This is a genomic window from Sphingomonas sp. SUN019 (genome assembly GCF_024758705.1).
GTDB lineage: Bacteria > Pseudomonadota > Alphaproteobacteria > Sphingomonadales > Sphingomonadaceae > Sphingomonas.
The window spans coordinates 1,959,387-1,980,089 of the sequence record NZ_CP096971.1; the positions used below are offsets into that span (position 1 = coordinate 1,959,387).

At 67.9% G+C, this 20,703-nt stretch carries 19 protein-coding genes; 12 read left to right on the forward strand and 7 right to left on the reverse strand.

Features of this window, described 5'->3' with window-relative positions; all coding sequences use genetic code 11:
* The first annotated feature begins 32 nt into the window (after positions 1-32).
* The 6 genes from M0208_RS09420 (at position 33) to M0208_RS09445 (ending at position 5,687) form a co-directional block, all read left to right on the forward strand.
* The gene (locus M0208_RS09420; protein WP_258891449.1) at positions 33-674 is read left to right on the forward strand and encodes a GntR family transcriptional regulator; all 642 of its coding nucleotides are present in this window, start codon (positions 33-35) and stop codon (positions 672-674) included.
* A gap of 72 nt (positions 675-746) precedes the next feature.
* Positions 747-1,496 carry an aspartate/glutamate racemase family protein gene (locus tag M0208_RS09425; RefSeq protein WP_258891450.1) on the forward strand — a complete coding sequence of 250 codons (750 nt, stop codon included), beginning with the start codon at positions 747-749 and terminating at the stop codon, positions 1,494-1,496.
* A 14-nt stretch (positions 1,497-1,510) separates the two neighbouring features.
* Positions 1,511-1,912: a nuclear transport factor 2 family protein gene (locus tag M0208_RS09430; RefSeq protein ID WP_258891451.1), complete on the forward strand. Its 402-nt coding sequence runs from the start codon at positions 1,511-1,513 to the stop codon at positions 1,910-1,912.
* Positions 1,912-2,310 carry a nuclear transport factor 2 family protein gene (locus tag M0208_RS09435; protein ID WP_258891452.1) on the forward strand — a complete coding sequence of 133 codons (399 nt, stop codon included), beginning with the start codon at positions 1,912-1,914 and terminating at the stop codon, positions 2,308-2,310. Before M0208_RS09430 ends, M0208_RS09435 begins: the two co-directional genes overlap by 1 nt.
* A gap of 25 nt (positions 2,311-2,335) precedes the next feature.
* Positions 2,336-4,864, forward strand: a complete 2,529-nt coding sequence (locus M0208_RS09440) for a TonB-dependent receptor (protein WP_258891453.1) — start codon at positions 2,336-2,338, stop codon at positions 4,862-4,864.
* 22 nt (positions 4,865-4,886) lie between these two features.
* Positions 4,887-5,687: a DUF72 domain-containing protein gene (locus M0208_RS09445; protein WP_258891454.1), complete on the forward strand. Its 801-nt coding sequence runs from the start codon at positions 4,887-4,889 to the stop codon at positions 5,685-5,687.
* Between the two features lie 194 nt (positions 5,688-5,881).
* Here the strand turns inward: M0208_RS09445 and M0208_RS09450 are convergent, their stop codons facing one another.
* Genes M0208_RS09450 through hemC form a run of 3 tightly spaced genes read right to left on the reverse strand, consistent with a single transcriptional unit; the run spans position 5,882 to position 8,323 of the window.
* Positions 5,882-6,742: an MICOS complex subunit MIC60 gene (locus M0208_RS09450; protein WP_258891455.1), complete on the reverse strand. Its 861-nt coding sequence runs from the start codon at positions 6,740-6,742 to the stop codon at positions 5,882-5,884.
* A 31-nt stretch (positions 6,743-6,773) separates the two neighbouring features.
* Positions 6,774-7,427, reverse strand: coding sequence for a uroporphyrinogen-III synthase (locus tag M0208_RS09455; protein WP_258891456.1), 654 nt, complete (start codon positions 7,425-7,427; stop codon positions 6,774-6,776).
* Entirely contained in the window at positions 7,424-8,323 is a 900-nt protein-coding gene (hemC, locus tag M0208_RS09460) for a hydroxymethylbilane synthase (RefSeq protein ID WP_258891457.1), read from the reverse strand. Before hemC ends, M0208_RS09455 begins: the two co-directional genes overlap by 4 nt.
* A gap of 66 nt (positions 8,324-8,389) precedes the next feature.
* Between hemC and tsaD the strand changes: the two genes are divergently transcribed.
* Both tsaD and M0208_RS09470 read left to right on the forward strand, forming a co-directional pair.
* Positions 8,390-9,415, forward strand: coding sequence for a tRNA (adenosine(37)-N6)-threonylcarbamoyltransferase complex transferase subunit TsaD (gene tsaD / locus M0208_RS09465; protein ID WP_258891458.1), 1,026 nt, complete (start codon positions 8,390-8,392; stop codon positions 9,413-9,415).
* Positions 9,412-10,383 (forward strand): NAD(P)H-dependent glycerol-3-phosphate dehydrogenase, encoded by a 972-nt coding sequence (locus M0208_RS09470; RefSeq protein ID WP_258891459.1) that lies wholly within the window; start codon positions 9,412-9,414, stop codon positions 10,381-10,383. The genes tsaD and M0208_RS09470 overlap by 4 nt, the downstream gene beginning before the upstream one ends.
* Here M0208_RS09470 and M0208_RS09475 read toward each other — a convergent pair.
* Entirely contained in the window at positions 10,380-12,263 is a 1,884-nt protein-coding gene (locus M0208_RS09475) for an AsmA family protein (RefSeq protein WP_258891460.1), read from the reverse strand. The genes M0208_RS09470 and M0208_RS09475 overlap by 4 nt on opposite strands.
* 28 nt (positions 12,264-12,291) lie before the next feature.
* On the reverse strand, positions 12,292-12,453 hold the full coding sequence (locus M0208_RS09480; protein ID WP_258891461.1) for a DUF1674 domain-containing protein: 162 nt from the start codon (positions 12,451-12,453) through the stop codon (positions 12,292-12,294).
* A gap of 56 nt (positions 12,454-12,509) precedes the next feature.
* Between M0208_RS09480 and M0208_RS09485 the strand changes: the two genes are divergently transcribed.
* From M0208_RS09485 to purH, 4 genes are all read left to right on the forward strand, one after another.
* Positions 12,510-13,787: an RsmB/NOP family class I SAM-dependent RNA methyltransferase gene (locus tag M0208_RS09485; RefSeq protein ID WP_258891462.1), complete on the forward strand. Its 1,278-nt coding sequence runs from the start codon at positions 12,510-12,512 to the stop codon at positions 13,785-13,787.
* A 25-nt stretch (positions 13,788-13,812) separates the two neighbouring features.
* A complete protein-coding gene (gene rpe / locus M0208_RS09490) occupies positions 13,813-14,475 on the forward strand; it encodes a ribulose-phosphate 3-epimerase (RefSeq protein WP_258891463.1) in 663 nt (220 codons plus the stop codon).
* Positions 14,472-16,205, forward strand: a complete 1,734-nt coding sequence (locus tag M0208_RS09495; RefSeq protein WP_258891464.1) for a heparinase II/III family protein — start codon at positions 14,472-14,474, stop codon at positions 16,203-16,205. The genes rpe and M0208_RS09495 overlap by 4 nt, the downstream gene beginning before the upstream one ends.
* A 101-nt stretch (positions 16,206-16,306) precedes the next feature.
* The gene (gene purH / locus M0208_RS09500; RefSeq protein ID WP_258891465.1) at positions 16,307-17,875 is read left to right on the forward strand and encodes a bifunctional phosphoribosylaminoimidazolecarboxamide formyltransferase/IMP cyclohydrolase; all 1,569 of its coding nucleotides are present in this window, start codon (positions 16,307-16,309) and stop codon (positions 17,873-17,875) included.
* 49 nt (positions 17,876-17,924) lie between these two features.
* Here purH and M0208_RS09505 read toward each other — a convergent pair whose 3' ends face one another.
* Together M0208_RS09505 and M0208_RS09510 are read right to left on the reverse strand one after the other, a co-directional pair.
* Positions 17,925-19,457 (reverse strand): lipopolysaccharide biosynthesis protein, encoded by a 1,533-nt coding sequence (locus M0208_RS09505; protein WP_258891466.1) that lies wholly within the window; start codon positions 19,455-19,457, stop codon positions 17,925-17,927.
* Positions 19,454-20,698, reverse strand: coding sequence for a sodium:proton antiporter (locus M0208_RS09510; RefSeq protein WP_258891467.1), 1,245 nt, complete (start codon positions 20,696-20,698; stop codon positions 19,454-19,456). Before M0208_RS09510 ends, M0208_RS09505 begins: the two co-directional genes overlap by 4 nt.
* Positions 20,699-20,703: the final 5 nt, after the last annotated feature.

Here is a 20,703-nt window from a genome sequence, read left to right on the forward strand (position 1 = left end):
TCACCGCATGTCACCACCGGGAAGCATCACCAATGTCGAGGGCCAGCGACCGCGCGTACGGCGAAATCAAGGCGCAGATCCTGAGCGGTGCGCTGGCCCCCGGCGCTCAACTGAAGGAGGAGGAACTGGCCGACATCTGCGGCGTGTCGCGCACCCCCGTCCGCGACGCGATGCACCGGCTGGAGGCTGAGATGTTCATCCAGCGCAGCGACAGCCAGCGATCGTTCGTCAGCAATTGGTCGATCGACGATATCGAGGAATTGTTCACGCTGCGCACGATGCTGGAAAGCCACGCCGCAGCGCAGGCCGCCGCGCGCGTCACCCCAGAAATGCTGGTGGCGCTCCATCGCAACGCCGCCGCGATCGACGCCGCGATCGATCGCCCGCTGCCCGATGTCGACACGTTCCTGGTGAGAAACGCCGAGTTCCACGCGTTGATCATTCAGGCCGCGGCGTCCGACCGGTTGGCGCACATGATCAACCGGCTGGTGCTGCAGCCGATCGTCCACCGGACCGCGCTGCGCTACGACGCCGATCAATTGCGCCGCAGCTTAGCCGAACACGTCGAGATCGTCGCCGCGCTGGAGGCGCGCGACGCCGACTGGGCGCGCGCGGTGATGACCTCGCACATCCGGCGCGCGTTTCACGTTTTTCAGCAGGAGCGGACGGCGTGATCATGCCGCCTCCATAGCGACCTTGACGGTCATCAATGTATACAATAGCGTTCGGTCTTGGACGGAGATCGTATGCCAGCCAGGATCAAGGTCATCGTACCGATTCCGATGGACGCCGCGGGTGTCCGGAATCGGCGCGCGCAGCTTTCCGACGCGCTGATCTCGCCCGGCTTCGTTCCCGAGTTCGCCGCAGTGCCATGGGGCGCGGCGTTGGGCGACAGTTACCACGATATGCTGCTGATGGACTGGACGGTGTTCCAGGCGGGCATTTCGGCCGAGGACGAGGGCTATGCCGCGGTAGTGGTCGATACGGTCAGCGACAGCGGCGTCCGCGCGCTCCGATCGCGCCTGTCGATCCCCGTCGTCGGGCCGGGCGAGGCCGCGTTCCACATGGCGATGGCGCTGGGCAAGAAATTCACGATCCTGACGATGTGGCCGCAGTGGTTCCCGCTCTACGAAAAGACCATCGGCGAATATGGCCTGCACGACCGGCTCGCCTCGCTGCGATCGATCGACACCCGCCCGGACGTCACCGAGTTGCTGGCGGGCAAGGAAGAGGTGATCTTCGAAAAGCTGGCGAGCGAAGCGCGCCGCGCGATTCGTGAGGATGGCGCCGACGTGATCGTGCTGGGCTCCACCACGATGCACCAATCGGCGGGCTATCTGGCGGGGGTGCTGCCCGTGCCGGTCATCAATCCGGGCGTTGTCGCGTGGAAGCAGGCCGAGACGTTGGTGTCGCTGGGACTGTCGCACAGCAAGCGCGCTTTCCCCTCCCCCGAGGTCGGCAAAGACGCCGACATCCGCGCGGGGTGGAACACATGAGCCGGGGAGCATCCATGATCGAGCGATACCCGTTCCTGATCGACATCGTGACCAAGCGATATTTCGACGGGGTCGACAACAAGCGCCTCGATCAGGTGCTCGACTGCTTCACCCCCGATGCGGTGCTTACCGAGGTCACGTCGAACACCGTCCACAACGGCCGCGACGACGGGATCGCGGCGATGTTCCGGCGGCTGTTCACGGACTTCGAGCAATTGTGGCACGGCAATTTCGTTCACGTCGCCGACACGCAGACGAACGCGATCTGTTCGCAATTCACCGTACTGATCACGCCCAACAATGGCGACCTGCTACGCTACGAAAACTGCAACCGCTTCTATCTGGACGGCGACAAATTCTCGCGCGTGTTCGTCTACATGAGCGGCGACAATCTGCTGCGTGAGGGGAACGACTGATGCAATACCCCCCAACGCTCAGCCGCGACGCTCTCGTCGACCTCGCGATCAACCGCTATTTCGCGCATGTCGACGCCAAGGACATGGCCACGGTGCTCGATTGCTTCAACGACGAGGCGCTGCTGACGACGCAGACGTCATTCACGACACACGCGGGAAAGCCCGCGATCGAACGGATGTTCGCCGACTTGTTCGGCGCGTGGGAAACTTTGGTCCACAAGGATTTCACGATCACCGTCGATGAAATGAATGGCCGCATCGCGGCGTCATTCGAGGCGGTGCTGACCGACGCAGACGGCGGCGTGACGCATCTGTTCAACACCAATTTCTGGCGCGTCCGCGACGGCCGGTTCCAGGAAGTCCACGTCTATATGAGCGGGGCCAACGTGCTCGTCTGATCGCAACCGAATGGGGGGTTCCACGATGTTTGCCAACAGAATGACTCCGTTGCTCGCCGGCGCGTCTGCGTGGGCGCTGACGATCACACCGGTCGGCGCGCAGACCGCCGATCCGGTCCAGACCACCGCCCCCAACACCGCCCAGCGGCCGGACGAGCCATCCGGCGAGATCATCGTCACCGCCCGCCGCGTCAGCGAAACGCTCAGCGAGGTTCCCGCATCGATCACCGCGTTCAGCGCCGAGACGATCGGTCAGGCGAACATCCAGCGCGCGCAGGATTTCGCCAAGCTCACCCCCGGCGTCACGATCGTCAGCAGCACCGCCGAGGCGGGCGACAACCAGATCAACATCCGCGGCATCAACGGCGCGCGCGACGCCGAAAGCTCGGTCGCACTGGTCGTCGACGGCATCCTGAAGACCAACAACGCGGTGCTGAACCAGCCGCAGGGGACGCTGCGCCAGATCGAGGTGCTGAAAGGGCCGCAAGGCGCGCTCTATGGCCGCAACGCCGCGGCGGGCGCGATCGTCATGCAGACGATGAAGCCCGGCGAGCGGTTCGAGGGGGGCGCACTCGCCAGCTATGCGAACGTCAATACCGCGCTGGCGAACGCGTATCTCGCCGGGCCGATCGCACCGGGCCTAGGCTTCGTCCTGTCGGGCGATTATTCTCGCACCGACGGCTTCTATCGCAACACGTTGCGTGACGAGAAGGTGGTCGACAATCGCGAGGAATGGAACGTCAATGGCCGTATCGTCGCGACGCTGGGCGCGGCGACCGAGATCGACGCGAAGGTGCGCTACGGCGAGTTTCACGGCGCCTCGATCAACTTCAACGCCGCGTTCCACCTGCCCGCGTTCGGCGGCGCGTTCTACGAAGACGTGAACGATCATCCGTTCAATTATTATTCCAACATCAAACCGACCAACGACCAGACGACGCTGGAAGGATCGATCAAGCTCGACCATGATTTCGGCGGCGTGAAGCTGACCGCGTGGGGGCTCTACAGCAACGTAAAGAACAATCTGGTCGCCGACGGCACCTCGGCGGATTTCGCGCGCTATCTGTTCGCGGTCAATCCGGCGGCGCAATCCGCGGTCACCCAATGCTTCACCTCGACCGCCGCGCTGACCGGTTTCCCGATCAATCCGCCGGGGTTCATCGGGGCGACGCCGGTGCCGTTCATCTTCGCGCCCGCGACTGGCTCCACTTTCGGCCCCTATTCGCCGACGACGTGCGACGGCACGCAATATCAGGTACGCAACCAGAAGGATTTCAGCGGGGAGCTTCGGCTGGCGTCGACCGGCGACGGGCCGATCAACTGGCAGCTCGGCGGCTATCTGCTGCATATCGACCGGTTGACGGGGGTCAGCCTGGGCGCGGACACCGGCAATGGCGTCATCAAGCAACTGTACAACGCGCCGAACTCGACCAATCCGACGTCACAACTGTACATCGATAAGTTCAAGACCGACGTCTATGCGGGGTTCGGCGCGGTCGACTGGAAGCCCAACGATCTCTTCGACCTGACCGTCGCGTTGCGCTATGACGTGGAGCGTCGCCGCGTCGACAATCAGGTGCCGCTCGCCACCGATCCGTTCACCGGCGGGCCGATCAACCCCGGCCAGACCGCGGGCGACATTCCGTCGAAAAAGCAGACATACAAGCAGCTCGAGCCCAAGATCAGCGCGCGGTTCGAGATCGCGCCGCAGACCAATCTGTTCGCCAATTGGGGCGTCGGGTTCAAATCGGGCGGGTTCAACAATCAGGGTTCGGCCGCGATCGTCGCGCAGAATTTCAACGTGCCGCCGATCAACGCCGGCGTGTTGATCAACGACGATTTCCGCAAGGAGCGGTCGAGCGCCTACGAAGCGGGGATCAAGGGCCGTGTGGGGCCGGTCAACTACAGCCTGGCGGGTTATTATACCGAAGTCCGCGACATGCAGTTCTTCGAATTCTTCGTCGGCGGATTCGGCCTGTTGCGCGTGGTGTCGAACATCGATCGGGTCGACCTCAAAGGCGCAGAGTTCAACGTCGACGCGCGCATCGTCGACGGCTGGACGCTGTACGGCGCGTTCAACTACACCGATTCCGAAATCAAGCGGAACCGGTCGCGGCCCGATACGGTCGGCAACAAATCGCCGTACACGCCGGACTATACGATCAACCTGGGCAGTCAGCAGGAAGTGCCGGTCAGCGACGGTATGAACCTGGTGCTGCGCGCGGATTACCGGATCACCGGGCCGACTTGGTTCCACACCGTGCAGGACCAGACGAAGGCGACGATCTTCAGCGCGTTGCTGCCGATTTCCGCGCTGCAATTGCCGGCCGAGGTCGGCAATGCCGATTACACGATCGCGAGGCGGCGCGCGTTCGGGGTGCTCGACGTGCGGCTGGGGCTGCAGGGCGAGCGATGGAAAGCGACGCTGTTCGCTACCAACGCGTTCGACGAGAAATATGTGAACGAGGTGATCCCGGCGATCGAGTTCGGCGGATCGTTCATCTCGCCGGGCGCGCGGCGGCTGTACGGGTTGGAACTGGGCTATAAATTCTGAAGCGGCGCTATAGATCGGTCGCATGACAGACCCATCGATTCGCGTCGGCATCGGCGGCTGGACCTACGAACCATGGCGCGGCACGTTCTTTCCAGAGAAATGGCCGATCAAGCGCGAGCTGGAATATGCCAGCCGCCACGTCACCGCGATCGAGGTGAACGGCACCTATTACAGCGGCTTCAAACCCGCGACCTTCGCCAATTGGCGCGACACCGCGCCCGACGATTTCGTGTTCGCATTGAAGGCCTCACGTTATTGCACCAATCGCAAGGTGCTGGCCGAGGCGGGGGATTCGATCGCGAAGTTTGTCGGGCAGGGCATCGTCGAACTAGGCGACAAACTCGGCCCGATCCTGTGGCAGTTCATGGCGACCAAGAAATTCGACGCCGACGATTTCGGGGCGTTCCTGAAGCTGTTGCCCGCCAGGCACGACGGGGTCGCGCTTCGCCATGCGGTGCAGGTCCGGCATGAGTCCTTTGCCGTGCCCGCGTTCGTCGGCCTGTGCCGGGCGGCGGGGGTGGCGATCGCCTATGCCGATTCGGCGGACTATCCCGCGATCGCCGACGTGACGGCGGACTTCGTCTATGCGCGGCTGGAGAATGCGGTGGAGAACGAACCGGCGGGCTATGCCCCGACGGCGCTGGATAGCTGGACGAAGGCGGCGCGGAAATGGGCCGATGGCGGCGCGCCGGGCGGTCTACCTTATGTCGACGCCACACCGCCGAAGAAGGCGCCGCGCGATACCTTCGTGTTCTTCATCAACGGCGCAAAAGTCAGGGCGCCTGCGGGCGCGATGGCGCTGATCGAGCGGCTGGCGACGTGAGCGAGCGTTCGGCAGGAGATGATGCCAAAGTTCACACAAGTTCACACGAAACGCGCCTTTCGTGGAATTGCCGCCGACGATGTGAAAGAGCGTGAAATCTTTTTTCTGGTCAGTGGCTTGCACAAGTACGGCCCTGTAGGAAAGCGCATCGGCCGCATCCGCCGACACTGCAGTCGCGGACATCGCGGGCCGCCCTAGAGCGCGGGAGGCGGCGTGGCCGTTTCGGGGCGCGACATCGATCCGAGGATGGCGGCGCTCTCCAATGTATCGAGCGCCTTGCGCGATGCGACGTAGCGTCGCGCGGCGTTTCGCCATGCCGTCGCCTGCGATGCGCCGGGCAGGCGATCGACCTCTTCCAGCGCCGCCTCGACCTGCCCGGCATCGAGCATCCGCCGCGCGCGGAGCAGTCGCGCACCCGGTAATGGCGAGGGCGATCCGGCGTCGCGCAGCACGATCAGGCTGCGCACTTCACGCACCATCCCGTCCCACCAGCCGTCGCCGCCGCTGGCCAGCAACGACGCGTTGCGATCGAGCGACTGGCGCAATTCCTCCAGCGTGACGGGGTCGCGCGAGGCCTGGATGACGCTGAGCGTCGCGCTTGGCTGCGTCGCGCCGAAGCGCTGGCGGAGTTGTTCTTCGAGATACCCCAGGCCCACGCCGCGATCGAGCGCACGGCGCGAGGCGAAGGCGACCAGGATCGCCTCCGCACGGCCGGCATCGGCGGCGGCGGTGTTCGCGTCGGCGGTGATGGTCGCTGTGCGCGTCTCCAGCGCGGCGATTTGCGCGGCCAGCGCCGCCTCGCGCGTCGCCAGCGTCATGCCCGCGATCGGGGCGGCGGTTGCAGCGGCGGGCGCCGGCGCGCTGGCGATTACGGGTTGCGCTGCGGCCGGACTGGGATCGCCTGTCGGCTGTGCGCTGCCGGGCCAGCGCACCGGCCCGCGCATCGTCGCCCACATCAGCGCAACGCCGATGACGAAGGCGAGGACGATCATGATCGTGATGCCGCCGATCCGCGGCCGACGGGTGATGTTGTCGATCGGCGTGGGTTCGATCATGCGGTTCTTATCCCCGCGACCGCCGCACGGGTCAATGCGCTAGCGGGGCCGCAAGCGCGACGAGCGCGGCGTCGGTCGGCGCGTCGGCGGCGGCGACGCTTTCCCAGCCCGATCCGGCGACGGCGGCGATCACCGGACTGAGCGCCGCGATGCAGATCGACCAGCGCCCGGCCCCGACCAGCGCCTCGAAACGCCGCGCGGCGCGGGCCGAATGCAGCAGCGCGACCGAGCCGGTCAGGGCGTCGATCGCTTCGGGTGGTATAGCGATCTCCTCGCTCGCATAGACGACAACGCCCTCCCCGCCGACAGCCACCCGATCGCGGCCACTTAAATGGAGCAGTCGATCGAAACCCGCCGCGCGCGCCACGGCGGCGGCCGCCGCCGCATCACGGTTTCCGACAAGCGTTACGGCGAATCCCGCCGCCCGCGCAGCCTGCGCCGTTGCCTCGCCGACGGCCACGACCGGCAAATGCTTCAGTTCGCCCAACCCGACCCCGCCATGCCGAATCGCATTGGCGCTGGTGATCAGGATCGCATCGGCGGTGTCGGACGCAGGCGGCGTCCATTCGACCGGCGCGACTGCGAACAGCGGCAATCGCACAACCTCCAGCCCGAACGCCGCCAGCCGCGCGGCGGTCTCCGCGTTGCCCGGCTCGGGCCGCAGTACGACGACCGGACGGGTCACCCCCGGAACATGATCCGCACCGCATCCGGCGCGCGCGCCAGCAGGTCGCGCGCCAGATCGAAGCCTACGGAATCGTCGATCCCGCCCTCACGCTCACCCGCGATACATTCCGCGCCGTCCTCGGTCAGCAATTCGGCCGACAGCCGTATGCGCCCGGCCGATATGGTCGCCAGCGCGCCCACCGCCGAATGACAATCCGCGCCCAAGGCGGCAAGCAACGCGCGTTCGGCCATTACGGCGATGTGGGTCGCGGGATGATCGATCGCGGCCACTGCGTTCGCCGCCTCCGACCCGACCAGCGCCTCGATCCCGACCGCGCCCTGCGACGGTGCGGGGAGCATCACGTCCACGGGAATCGCGTTGCCCGTATCGTGGCGCCCGAGCCGGTCGAGCCCGGCCGCCGCCAGCAGGGTCGCATCGACTTCCCCCGCCGCCAGCTTTCCCAAGCGCGTATCGACGTTGCCGCGGAACAGCACGATCTCCAGATCGGGGCGTCGCCGCAGTAGTTGCGCGCGCCGCCGCGGCGAGCTGGTGCCGACCACCGCGCCCGGCCGCAGATCGTCGATCCGATCGACGCCGATAAGCCGGTCGCGCACGTCGGCGCGCTCCAGCATCGCGGCGACGCAGATTTCGCCGGGGCGAATCGTCTCGACATCCTTCATCGAGTGGACGCAGGCATCGACCTCACCCGCGATCAGCGCGCGGTCGAGTTCCTTCGTCCACAGCGCCTTGCCGCCGATTTTGGCCAGAGCGCGGTCCTGGACACGGTCCCCGGTGGTCTTGATGACGACGATCTCTATGTCGTCCCAGCCGTGCGCGGCGATCAACGCGTCGCGGACCATGCCCGCCTGGGTGAGTGCGAGCGGCGAACCGCGGGTTCCGAGCCGAAAGGTCATGGGTGCAGGGGATGGCGCAAGCCGCGCCCTTCGACAAGCTGCGGTCGAGTGGATAGGAGGGCTGCCATGTTGATCCTGGGCCTGGAATCCTCCTGCGACGAAACCGCCGCCGCTTTGGTGACCGGCGACCGCCGCGTGCTGGCGCACCGGCTGGCGGGGCAGGAGGCGGCGCATCGGCCCTATGGCGGGGTCGTCCCCGAGATTGCCGCGCGGGCGCACGTCGAGGCGCTGGAACCGTTGATCGCGGCCGCATTCGCGGATGCGGGGGTGACGCTGGCCGATGTCGATGCGGTGGCGGCGACGGCGGGACCGGGGCTGATCGGCGGGGTGATGGTCGGGCTGGTCACGGGCAAGGCGCTGGCGCACGCCGCGGGAAAGCCGCTGATCGCGGTCAATCATCTGGAGGGGCACGCGCTCAGCCCGCGGCTGTCCGACCCCGATCTCGATTTTCCCTATCTGCTGCTGCTGGTCTCGGGCGGGCATTGCCAGTTGCTGCTGGTCGAGGGCGTCGCGCGCTATCGCCGCTTGGCGACGACGATCGACGATGCGGCGGGGGAGGCGTTCGACAAGACCGCCAAGCTGCTGGGGCTGGGCTTTCCCGGCGGTCCTGCGGTCGAACAGGCCGCCGCCGCGGGCGATCCGAAGGCGGTCCCGTTGCCGCGCCCGTTGAAAGGATCACCCGAACCGCATTTCTCCTTCGCGGGGCTGAAAAGCGCGGTGGCGCGCGCGGTCGGGCAGCATTCGACCGAAGACCTTGCGGCGTCGTTCCAGGCCGCGGTGATCGATTGCCTGACCGACCGGACGCGCGGCGCGATTGCGCGCGCGGGACGCGTCACCGCATTGGTTGTGGCGGGCGGGGTCGCCGCCAATCGTCCGATCCGTGAGGCGTTGCAGGGACTGGCGGGTGAGAACGGCCTGCGTTTCGTCGCGCCGCCGCTGTGGCTGTGTACCGACAATGCCGCGATGATCGCGTGGGCGGGGGCCGAGCGGCTTTCTGCGGGGCTGACCGACCCGCTAGACGCACCCGCCCGCGCGCGCTGGCCGCTCGATCCGGCGGCGGAGGCGGTGCGTGGCGCGGGGGTAAAGGCATGACGATCGGGGTGATCGGCGCGGGCGCGTGGGGCACCGCGATCGCGCAGGTGATGGCGCAGGACCGGCCGGTTATCTTGTGGGCGCTGGAAGCGGAGGTGGTCGCGTCGATCAACGAAGCGCGGGAGAACACGCTTTATCTGCCCGGTGCCGCGCTGTCGGAGAATGTCCGCGCGACCGGCGATCTCGCCGATCTCGCCAGCGCGGACATATTGTTCGTCGTGACGCCCGCACAGCACCTTCGCGCGACGCTGGCGAAGCTGCCGACAAGCGGCGGCGCGCTGGTGCTGTGCGCGAAGGGGATCGAGGCGGGGACGCTGATGCTGCTGCACGAGGTCGCGGCAGAAATTCATCCCGAACGCGCGGTATACGTCATGTCGGGGCCGACGTTCGCGCGCGAGGTGGCCGACGGCCTGCCGACCGCGGTGACGCTGGCGCATCACGATCGCGCGGCCGCGGGTGCGATGGCCGCGCGGATCGCGCGGCCGACGCTGCGGCCCTATCCCAGCACCGACGTGGTCGGAGCTGAGATCGGTGGCGCGGTGAAGAATGTGCTCGCCATCGCGTGCGGCGTCGTCGAGGGCGCGGGACTGGGCCAGAACGCGCGCGCCGCGCTGATCGCGCGCGGCTTTGCGGAGATGACGCGATTCGGGCTGGCGCGGGGTGCGCGGGCGGAGACGCTGGCGGGGCTGTCCGGGCTGGGCGACCTGGTGCTGACCTGTTCGTCGACCGCGTCGCGCAATTTCTCGTTGGGCGTGGGGCTGGGCCGCGGCGAGCGCGCGGCGGACCTGCTGGCTGATCGACGCACGGTGGCGGAGGGGGCGTTCACCGCACCGGTGCTGCAAGAGGCGGCGGCGCGGGCGGGCGTCGACATGCCGATCGCCGAGGCGGTGTGCCGCTTGCTGGCAGGCGACGCGGCGCGCGCGGTGATCGGCGATCTCTTGGCGCGGCCGATCCGGGGTGAAGACTAACGCAGCACTTGCGTGCTCAAGCCCTCACAATCGGCGTCCCTCGCGGTCGGGCCTTGTCTCCCCGTGATCGCGCGGCCGATCGCTTTGAAGAAATTGCCGACCGATTTGACTTCCTTCGGCACGATGATGTCGGGCTGGCTGATCGTTCCGGCCATCGTCGCCGATCCGGGGAGGCGCAGGATGCTCTGGCGCTTGGGCGCGCCGGTCAAGCGGATCGCGACCGTTTCGTCGGGGAAGACGATCGTCCCCTCCCCGCGCATCTGGCTCGCGCTGGTGTCGAGCACCATCGGGTCGACCTGCCCGCGCCCGCCGCGCACGTTCAGCCCTACGATCACGCAACGCAGAACCGCGCGCTCGTCCTTGTCGGCGGTCAGTGCCCGACCGACGTCGAAGCCCAGCGCGTCGGCAATCTTCGCCGGAAGCGATCCGTCGCGCGCCGCCAGCCCGATGCGCCCGTCCGACGCGGCGATCGCTTCGCGGATCGTGCTGCCGCGTCCGACCAGCATCGCACGCGCATCGACTCGCCCGGTCACCGATCCGCCGCCGCCGGCCAGCGCGCCGATGCTGCTCCGGTTGAGCCGCAGGTCGAGCGTAACCTTCGGCACGCGCACACCGCCGCGCTGATCGACCACCGCGCGGCCGGTGATCGTCCCCTGCCGCAGCCCGAGAGTCAGCGGCGCTACCGTCAGCAACTGATGATCGAGCGTGAAGACGCCCTTCGCTGCGGTCAGCGACGACGGGCCGTGGCGGCTAACGATCCGACCGACGGTGAACGCGATACGCCCGTCGGTCCTGCCGATCTTGCCGATGTTGATGCGGGTGTCGGGGACGATCCGCGGCCCCGTCGCGCGCTTCTTCGCGGCGGCCTCGGCCAGCCCCTCGTCGGAGGCGAGATCGTCGAAGTCGAGCTGGCGCGAGACGATATCGCCGTCCAGCTTTGTCCGGCCATCTTCCTTCTTCACTGTCAGCCGTCCGTCGAGGTCGGAGCGTCCGATCCGTCCATTCAGCCGCGTGATGTCCCACACGTCGGCGTCGCGACGGATGTGCGCCGACAGCACGACCGGCTGGGTCCGAAACAGCCCGGCCTCTATCACCGCATCGATCAGCTTCAGGTCGGCGGCCTCGGCGGTCACGTCCAGCGTCATCGCGTCGGTCGACAGCGGGCGATCCATTATGCCCTTCGCGCGCATCTTCAGCGCGTCGCCCAGCAACGCGACCGTGAAGGGCCACGCGCCGTCGTTGCCGCCCGCGATGGCGGGAGCCGACGCGGTGACCTTCACCGGCACGTCGCGGATCAGTCCGGTCCCGGCGATACGCAGGCCGCGCGCGCTGTCGGAGGTCATCGCCACGTCGAACGAGCGCCCCGCCTTCAAATCGCGATAGACGATGCGCGAATCGGCGACGGTCAATTGGTCCAGCACGCGACCGCCGGGGCCGCGGCGTTCCTGCGTTTCACCCCAGCTGCGCCGTCCGTCCTTCGTGCGGACCAGCGACAGGCGGACGCCCGACAAGGTCACGTCGCGCGCCTTGAACCGGCCGCGCAGCAGGGGCAGCGCGAGGAAGCCGATCTGCGCGTTCTCGATCCGCGCGAGGTCGGTCGACCCGGCCCAGGCGGGGCCGGGGATGCGCACGCCCTTCAGCGCGATCACGGGGCGGAAGCCGAAATGGTCGACGCGCTCCATCGACGCGATCGTGACGGTGCGGCCGAAGCGGCGGCTTAGGCGATCCTCGATCGTGCCCTTCAGTGACCCCCATGGAAAGGCGGCGAGCAATATCAGCAGCGCCAGTGCAAGGCCGACGATCGCCGCGGCGGCGATGTGGATACGACGGTCGTGCCGCAACCGGTCGGCGAGATTGCTGGCCATCGCAGCGAGACGCATGCGAGGGCGCAATCGTTCCGCGGGCGTATCAGAAATCGACCGCGATCCCCTTCAGTTCCCAATCGCCGTAGCGCACCGGATCCTTCCCGAGCGGGTCGTTCGCCGGGCGCACGACCGGTGCCGGTTCGGGCACGGGCGGGTTGGGCGAAAGGTATGCTGGCGGCTTCACGGAGGCGGGGCGCTTCGACATCGCGGCTGTTTCCCTCTAGGTCGCCCGCATATCGTACCTCGGAGACCCAATTCCAAGTGAAGCAACCACGTTCCCCCGATCCGCTCGGCACCGCAGCGCGGCGCGCCGCCATCCGGTTGCTCGATGCGGTGCTGCGCCGGGGCGAGCCGCTGGAATCGGCGCTGGCGCTGGCGACGCGCGCGCTGCCGGGCGGGCCGGACCGGGGGTTGGCGCATGCGATCGCCGCGGAGACGCTGCGGCGAATGACCGATCTGGACGTGCTAATCGATTCGGCGACGAAGCAGCGGCTGCCCGACGACGCGAAGGCGCGGTTCGCGCTGCGCATCGCGCTGGTGCAGGTGCTGGCGCTGGGGACGCCGCCGCATGCCGCGATTTCGACCGTTTTGCCGCTGGTTGACGGGGGTCCGCGCAAGCTGGTGCACGGCGTGTTCGGGACGTTGATGCGGGGGCAGGCGACGCTGCCCGAGGTGCCGACGCTGCCCGCGGGCGTGGCGGAGCGTTGGGCGCATTGGGGGGCGGATGTTGGCGAAGGTGCCGCACGTGCGATAAGCGCGCCGCCGCCGTTGGATTTGAGCCTGAGCGATCCGGGCAAAACCGCGGAATGGGCCGAGCGGCTGGGGGGCGTTTCGCTGGCCCCCGGCCATGTCCGGATCAAGGATGCGGGGCAAGTTACCGAGCTTTCTGGCTTTGCCGAGGGCGCGTGGTGGGTGCAGGACATCGCCGCGAGCATCCCGGCGCGGATGTTGGCGGATGTTGGCGGTAGCGTCGTCGATGTTTGCGCTGCGCCGGGTGGAAAGACACTGCAACTTGCCGCCGCGGGCGCCAGCGTCACCGCGATCGATGTGTCCGAAACGCGGATCAAGCGGCTTCGGGAGAATATCGCGCGCGCGCAGGCCAAGGTGACCGTGGTGCAGGCCGACGCGCTCGACTGGACGCCGCCCGCGCCGGTCGATGTGGTGCTGGTCGATGCGCCGTGCAGCGCGACCGGCATCTTCCGGCGCCACCCCGACGTGCTGTACCGCGCAACGCCCGCGATCATCGCCGAAATGGCCGAGGTGCAGGCGAAGATCTTAGCGCGCGCCGCGGAGTGGGTGAAGCCGGGTGGGGCTTTGGTCTATGCCACCTGTTCGCTGGAGCCCGCCGAGGGGGAGGCGCAGCTGGAGCGGTTCATGGCCGACCGAAGCGATTACGCGATCGAGGCCCCCGGCCCCGGCCTGCCGGATGGCGTCACCGCGCACGATGGCGGCTGGGTCCGCACGTTGCCCGGCACGCTGGAGGCGGAGGGCGGTTGCGACGGGTTCTTTATCGTCAAGCTGCGCCGCGCTTCCGCCTGATCGAAACCCGCGCTAGAGTTTGCCCATGCAAAAGCCCGTCCGCATAGCGCCGTCGATCCTGTCCGCCGATTTCGCGAAGCTGGGCGAGGAAGTGCGCGCGATCGACGAAGCGGGGGCGGACTGGATCCACGTCGATGTGATGGACGGGCATTTCGTGCCCAATATCACGATCGGCCCGGCGGTGGTGAAGGCGCTCAGGCCCCACACGAAGAAGCCGTTCGACGTCCACCTGATGATTTCGCCTGTCGACCTGTATCTCGACGCGTTTGCAGAGGCCGGGGCGGATTGCATCACGGTGCATCCCGAGGCGGGGCCGCACATCCACCGGTCGATCCAGCACATCAAGGGTCTCGGCATCCGCGCGGGCGTGGTGCTGAACCCCGGCACGCCCGCGAAGATGCTCGATTACCTGATGGATATGGTCGATCTGGTGCTGGTGATGAGCGTGAACCCCGGCTTCGGCGGGCAGAGCTTCATCACGTCGCAGCTGAAGAAGATCGCCGCGATCCGCAAGATGATCGAGGCGAGCGGGCGCGACATCGACCTGGAGGTCGACGGCGGAGTCGACGCGACGACCGCCAAACTGTGCATCGAGGCGGGCGCGGATGCGCTGGTCGCTGGCACCGCCACCTTCCGCGGCGGGCCGGATGCCTACGCCGCCAATATCGCCGCGTTACGAGGCGAATGAGCGCGACGAACGACGACCCCGCCACCGACGGGATCGACGAAGGCAAACGGCTGATCCGCACCGGCGGCGACCGCGGCCTGTCGCTGGCCGAGCGGCTGACCGAGACGTTCGACCGGCTGACGTGGCGCACCCCGATCCATTCGCTGCGACTGAAGGGGCGCTATCCGCTGAAGCTGATCGCGGTGCCCGACGATCCATTATTCGGCGATGTCGCGCGTGGGACCGCGCTGCTGGAAGGCCGCATCCTGTTCCGTGGGGAGACGCGCCCGATCGAGGGGCTGGATTTCCGCACGCTGGAGGTGTCGCCCGCCTTTGCCGAACATCTCCATTCGTTCGCCTGGCTGCGCGACCTGTCGAGCGTCGCGACGCGGGCGCAGGCGTCGCCGGTGGCCGAAGACCTGATGTCGCGCTGGATCGCGGGCCATGCGGAAAAGATTTCGGGACCGGCGTGGCGGCCCGATCTGTGGGGTCGGCGGCTGCTGTTCTGGACGAGCCACGCCCCGCTGATCCTGTCGTCGACCGACCTGATCTATCGATCGAAGGTGTTGAACGCGCTGGCGCGCGGTGCGCGCCATCTGGATCGCGGGGCGGACAAGGCGACGCCCGGCCCGGCGCGAATCGCGGCGTGGTGCGGGGTGATCGTGGCCGGGCTGCTGATCCCCGGCGGCGATCCGCGACGTGTGTTTGGCGAACACGGGCTGTCGCGCGCGCTGACCACCGCGCTGTTCGACGACGGCGGCGTGGTCAGCCGGTCGCCCGCGGCGTTGCTGGACGCGGTCGCGCTGCTGACGATGCTGCGCGAAACCTATGCCGCGCGGCGGATGGATTTGCCCGAATTTGCACAGGACGCGCTGGCAAAGATGATTCCGGCGCTGCTCGGCGCGTGTCATGCCGACCGGGGGCTGGCGAGCTGGCAGGGCGGCGGACCGGTGCCGGGCGAGCGCGTCCAGCAGATCATCACCGCCAGCCGGGTGCGCACGCGTCCGCTGCGGCAGGCGCGCGAATGGGGGTATCAGCGGCTGGCGGCGGGCGGCGCGGTGCTGATCGTCGACGCCGCCCCGCCGCCGGTGGCGCGCGTCGTGGAGGGCGGGTGCGCATCGACGCTGGCGTTCGAGTTTTCCGATGGCGAGGCGCGCGTGATCGTCAATTGCGGCGGCGCGCGGGCGGCGGCGGCGCAATTGCCGGCCGGCATCGCGAAGGCGCTGCGCAGCACCGCGGCGCATTCGACGCTGACGATTGCGGACACCAATTCGACCGCGATCCATGCCGACGGGACGTTGGGCCGCGGGGTTGCCGAGGTCGAACTGTCGCGGCAGGAGTCCGAAGGCGCCAGCCGGATCGAGGCGAGCCACGACGGTTATGTCCGCCGCCACGGCTTCGTCCACCGCCGCCAATTGCTGCTGACCGGCGACGGGAAGGAATTGCGCGGCGAGGATTCGCTGCTGCCGCGCGGGCGCCGCCGCAAGGGTGCGGGCGTGCCGTTCGCGATCCGCTTTCACCTGGGGCGCGGGGTGCAGGCGTCGCCGACCGCGGACGGGCTGGCGGCGGTGCTCCGGCTGCCGGGCGGGGCGATCTGGCAGTTTCGCGTGCGCGCCGATGCGTTCGCGATCGAGGATTCGCTGTGGATCGATGGCGACGGACGACCGATCGCAACGCAGCAGCTGGTGGTGACGGGGGTGGCCGATCCGGGTGGAGCAGCCGTTAGCTGGGCGTTGAAGCGGGCGCGGTGACCAGTCTTGCGCACGAGCCAGAGCATCTCTCCGGGGGCGCTTTCATCCGGGCGGATCAGACTTTAAGGCGCGCGGGCATTCCTCGTCCACGAAAGCCCGCCATGACCAACATCCCCATCCGCCGCGCGCTCCTGTCGGTGTCCGACAAGACCGGCATCGTCGATCTCGCGCGCAGCCTGGCCGCGAACGGGGTCGACCTAGTCTCGACCGGCGGCACGGCGAAGGCGATTCGCGATGCGGGCCTGCCGGTGCGCGATATTTCGGAACTGACCGGCTTCCCCGAGATGATGGACGGGCGCGTGAAGACGTTGCATCCGAAGGTCCACGGCGGGCTGCTGGCAGTGCGCGACGATCCCGCGCACGCGGCGTCGATGAGCGAGCATGACATCGCCGCGATCGATCTGGTGGTGGTGAACCTCTATCCGTTCGCCGCGACCGTCGCGAAGGGTGCGAGGCGTGACGAGGTGGTCGAGAATATCGACATCGGCGGCCCGAGCATGGTGCGATCGGCGGCGAAGAACCACGCGTACGTCGCGATCGTCACCGATCCGACGGATTATGCGCTGCTGGCGAAGGGCGAGACGACGCTCGATGAGCGCAAGAAGCTGGCGGCCAAGGCGTTCGCGGCGACCGCGGCTTATGATTCGATGATCGCGCAGTGGTTCGCGTTCGCCGACCAGGGCGAGATGTTCCCCGCCACGCTGCCGCTAACCTTGCAGCGTTCGGGCGAACCGCTGCGTTATGGCGAGAACCCGCATCAGCACGCAGCCTTCTATGCGTCGACCGGCCCGTCGGCACGCGGCGTCGGGCAGGCGCGGCAGGTGCAGGGCAAGGCGCTGTCGTATAACAATTACAACGACGCCGATGCGGCGCTGGAGCTGGTGAGCGAGTTCCGCGACGCCGAGCCGACGTGTGTGATCGTCAAGCATGCCAATCCGTGCGGGGTCGCGAGCCGATCGTCGCTGGCGGCGGCGTATGAGGCGGCGTTTGCGTGCGACACGGTGTCGGCGTTCGGCGGGATCATCGCGCTGAACCGGCCATTGGATGGTGCGACCGCGCGGGCGATCGCGGGGATTTTCACTGAAGTCGTCGTCGCGCCCGATGCCGACGAGGAAGCGATCACGCTGTTCGCGGCGAAGAAGAATCTTCGGCTGCTGCTGACCGGCGACCTGCCCGATCCGGCGCGCGGCGGGCTGTCGGCGAAGTCGATCGCTGGCGGGTGGCTGGTACAGTCGCGCGATGCCGGGCGGTTGGGGGATTTGCAGGTGGTGACGAAGCGCCAGCCGACCGCGCAGGAGCTGGCCGATTGCCGCTTTGCGTGGACCGTCGCCAAGCACGTGAAATCGAATGCGATCGTCTATGCGAAGGACGGCGCGACCGCGGGGATCGGCGCGGGGCAGATGAACCGGCTGGAATCGGCGCGCATCGCGGCGTGGAAGGCGAAGGATGCCGCGGACAAGGCTGGCTGGGGCGAGCCACGGACGATCGGCTCGGCGGTGGCATCGGACGCGTTCTTCCCGTTCGCCGACGGTCTGCTGGCGGCGGTCGAGGCAGGCGCGACCGCGGTGATCCAGCCGGGCGGGTCAATCCGCGACGACGAGGTCATCGCAGCGGCGGACGATGCCGGGCTGGCGATGGTGTTCACCGGAATGCGGCACTTCCGGCATTGAGTCTTTGAAGCCCTCTCGGGCGTAAGACGGTGCCAGCCGATCGAACAAATTATCGCGTCATCCCGCCCTGGTTGGGCAGCGTCGGTTGCTCGGCCGGTTTGCGCCTGAACAATGTGCGGTCGTCCGGGCCGAACGCCCATTTCCACAGCACGAACAGATAGACCCCGGCGATCGCGGGGACGCCGAACAGCAGTTCGGCCCATTCGAGGCTCGGCGGAAGCCAGGTGAATAACGCGCCGACGACGATCGCCGCGCACGCCGCCCAGACGAGCGGCCAGCGCAGTGGTGATACCGGCGCGCGCAGAATGTGTTGCAGCAACCGCGCCTTGATGACCGAGGTCAGCGCCAGGCTGACCATCAGCGCCACCGCCGGTCCCGCCGCCTGCCAGTTCGGCGGCCAGCCGACCCCGCGCATGGCGAAGATCAGCGCGAAGCTCAGCACGACCTGAAACCCCAGCATCGCGGCGGAGATCATCAGATTGCGGTGGCGCGCGGTATAGACGAGCGCGGATTCGCACACCGCGCCGGTCGAGGCGAGCACCTCGGCCACCAGCAGAAACGCGAGGGCGGCGGTGCCCGCGACGAACTGCGGGCCGACGACGCCCATCACCGCCTCACCCGGGATCGATCCCATCAGCGCGAGGCCGCCTTGCGCGGCGATGATCCAGAACGCGACCTGCCGCACCTGCGCGGCGATTGCGGCGCGGTCGTCGATCGCCAGGCTTTTGGTGATGACCGGGCCGAGGATCGGGTCGAAGCTGGTCTTCAGTTTCTGCGGCAGCGATGCGACCTGTTGCGCCATGTAATAGATGCCGACGATGCGCGGTTCGAACAATACGCCCAAGATGAAGCGATCGACATTGCGCGTGCCCCATTCGAGCGCGTCGGCCCCGGCGAGCGGCGCGTTGGCGCGGGCGAGCGCCATCAGCTCACGCAGCCGCGGCTTCCAACCGCGCGGCAGGCCGTAGCTGCGCACGAACGGCACGATCGACGCGATCAGCGCCGCCGTCATCGACGCGACGTAGCTCAGCACCAGCCCGTCGCGCGTCGTGAAGTACGAGAACACCCACGCCGCGATCGAGATCGTCCACGGCTCGACGACCGCGCGCGCGGTCACCGCCGCCTTCACGTTCAGGCGGTAAGCAAGCGCGGCCAGGCTGACGTCGGACCATGCGACCGCGACGACGATCAGCGGCAAATAGCGATCGAGCCCGGTGATCGCGGTCTTCGGGTACATGATCTGCGGGAACGCCCACAAAACCGCGCTGGCGATCAGCGACAGCACGAACGCCACCGCCATCGCGTCCCACACAACGTGCGCGTGCGGACGATCGGTCTTCGATAGCGCCTGCGCGAGACCGCGCTTCAGCCCGAGCGTGGCGAGCAAGGCAGCCAGTTCCACCACCACCACTGCGATCGCGAAACGTCCAACCAGATCGGGACCGTACAGCCGCCCCGCGATGAACAGGAACGGGATGCGCGCCAGCAGGCGGAGCGCGAAGCCCGCGATGTTGGTGCGGCCGCCCTTGGCAAGGGTCGCCAGATCCTGCCCGGAATCTTTCGGGGCGGCGTCGGCGCTCACGCCTGTTCCCGGCGGCGATCGACCCAGCGCATCACCGGCGTCACGGTCACGCCGTGGAGCAGGATCGAAATCAGGATCACCAGCCCCAGCGCGCCCCACAACCGCTCGGGACCGTCGAACGTCCCGTGATTGAGCGCATAGGCCAGATAGAAGACCGATCCCAACCCCCGAATGCCGAAGAACGCGATGATCGCGCGTTCGGACGCCGGCCGGCCGCTGCCGATCAGCGCGATCCACGCTGTCACCGGACGGATGACGAAGATCGCAACGAGCGCGAACAGCAGTTCGGGCCAGCCCATCAGGCGGAACAATTCGCTGGCGGTGAGCATCGCGCCGAATACCACCAGCAGCACCATCATCAGCAATCGCTCCACTTCGTCCGCGAAGCCGTGCAGCTTGTCGTTGAAGTCATGGCCGCGCGCCGCCCGCCTGAGCATCAGCCCCGCGACGAACACCGCCAGGAAGCCGTAGCCGTGGAGCAATTCGGTGGCGGCGTAGATCGACAGCGTCGCGCCCAGCGCCACAAAGCCGTCCCCGGTGCGCGACAGCCGCGTGTCGCCGGGCAGCCGGTAGATGATCTTGCCCATAGCCCAGCCGCTGGCCACGCCGACCGCCCCGCCGACCAGCAATCGCACCGCGACCGCATCCATCGCCCAGTCGCGCCACGCCGCCGCGGTCAGGCCGGTCGTCGCGGCGGCGATGGCGAGGTGGACGAACGGAAAGGCGAGCGCATCGTTCAGCCCCGCCTCCGACGTCAATGCAAACCGCACCTCGTCGTCGCGGTGCGAATCGGGTTCCTCGATCTGCACGTCGGCGGCGAGCACCGGGTCGGTCGGCGCGAGCACCGCCGCCAGCAGCAACGCGGTGGCGAGGCCAAGACCGAGGATCGCCTGCCCGGCCAGCAGGAACGCGCCGATTCCCAGCGGCATCGCGATCGCCAGCAGGCGCGGCGTCAGCTTCCACCCGCCGAAATCGAACCGGTGATCGATCTTCAGTCCCGCCCCCATCAGCGAGACGATGACGATCAGTTCGGTCATTTTCTCGACCAGCACCGGCGTTTCGAGCGGGTGCGGGACATAGGCGGCGAGCGGGACCAACGTGCCCAGCCCAGCCCCGATCCCGACGCAGATGATCGGCAGCGACAGCGGCAACTTCTTCAGCACCAGCGGCAGCCACGCGACAAGCAGCACCAGCAACCCCGCGCCGAGCAGCGCAGGGAGATAAAGCGATGCGAAATCCATCAGCG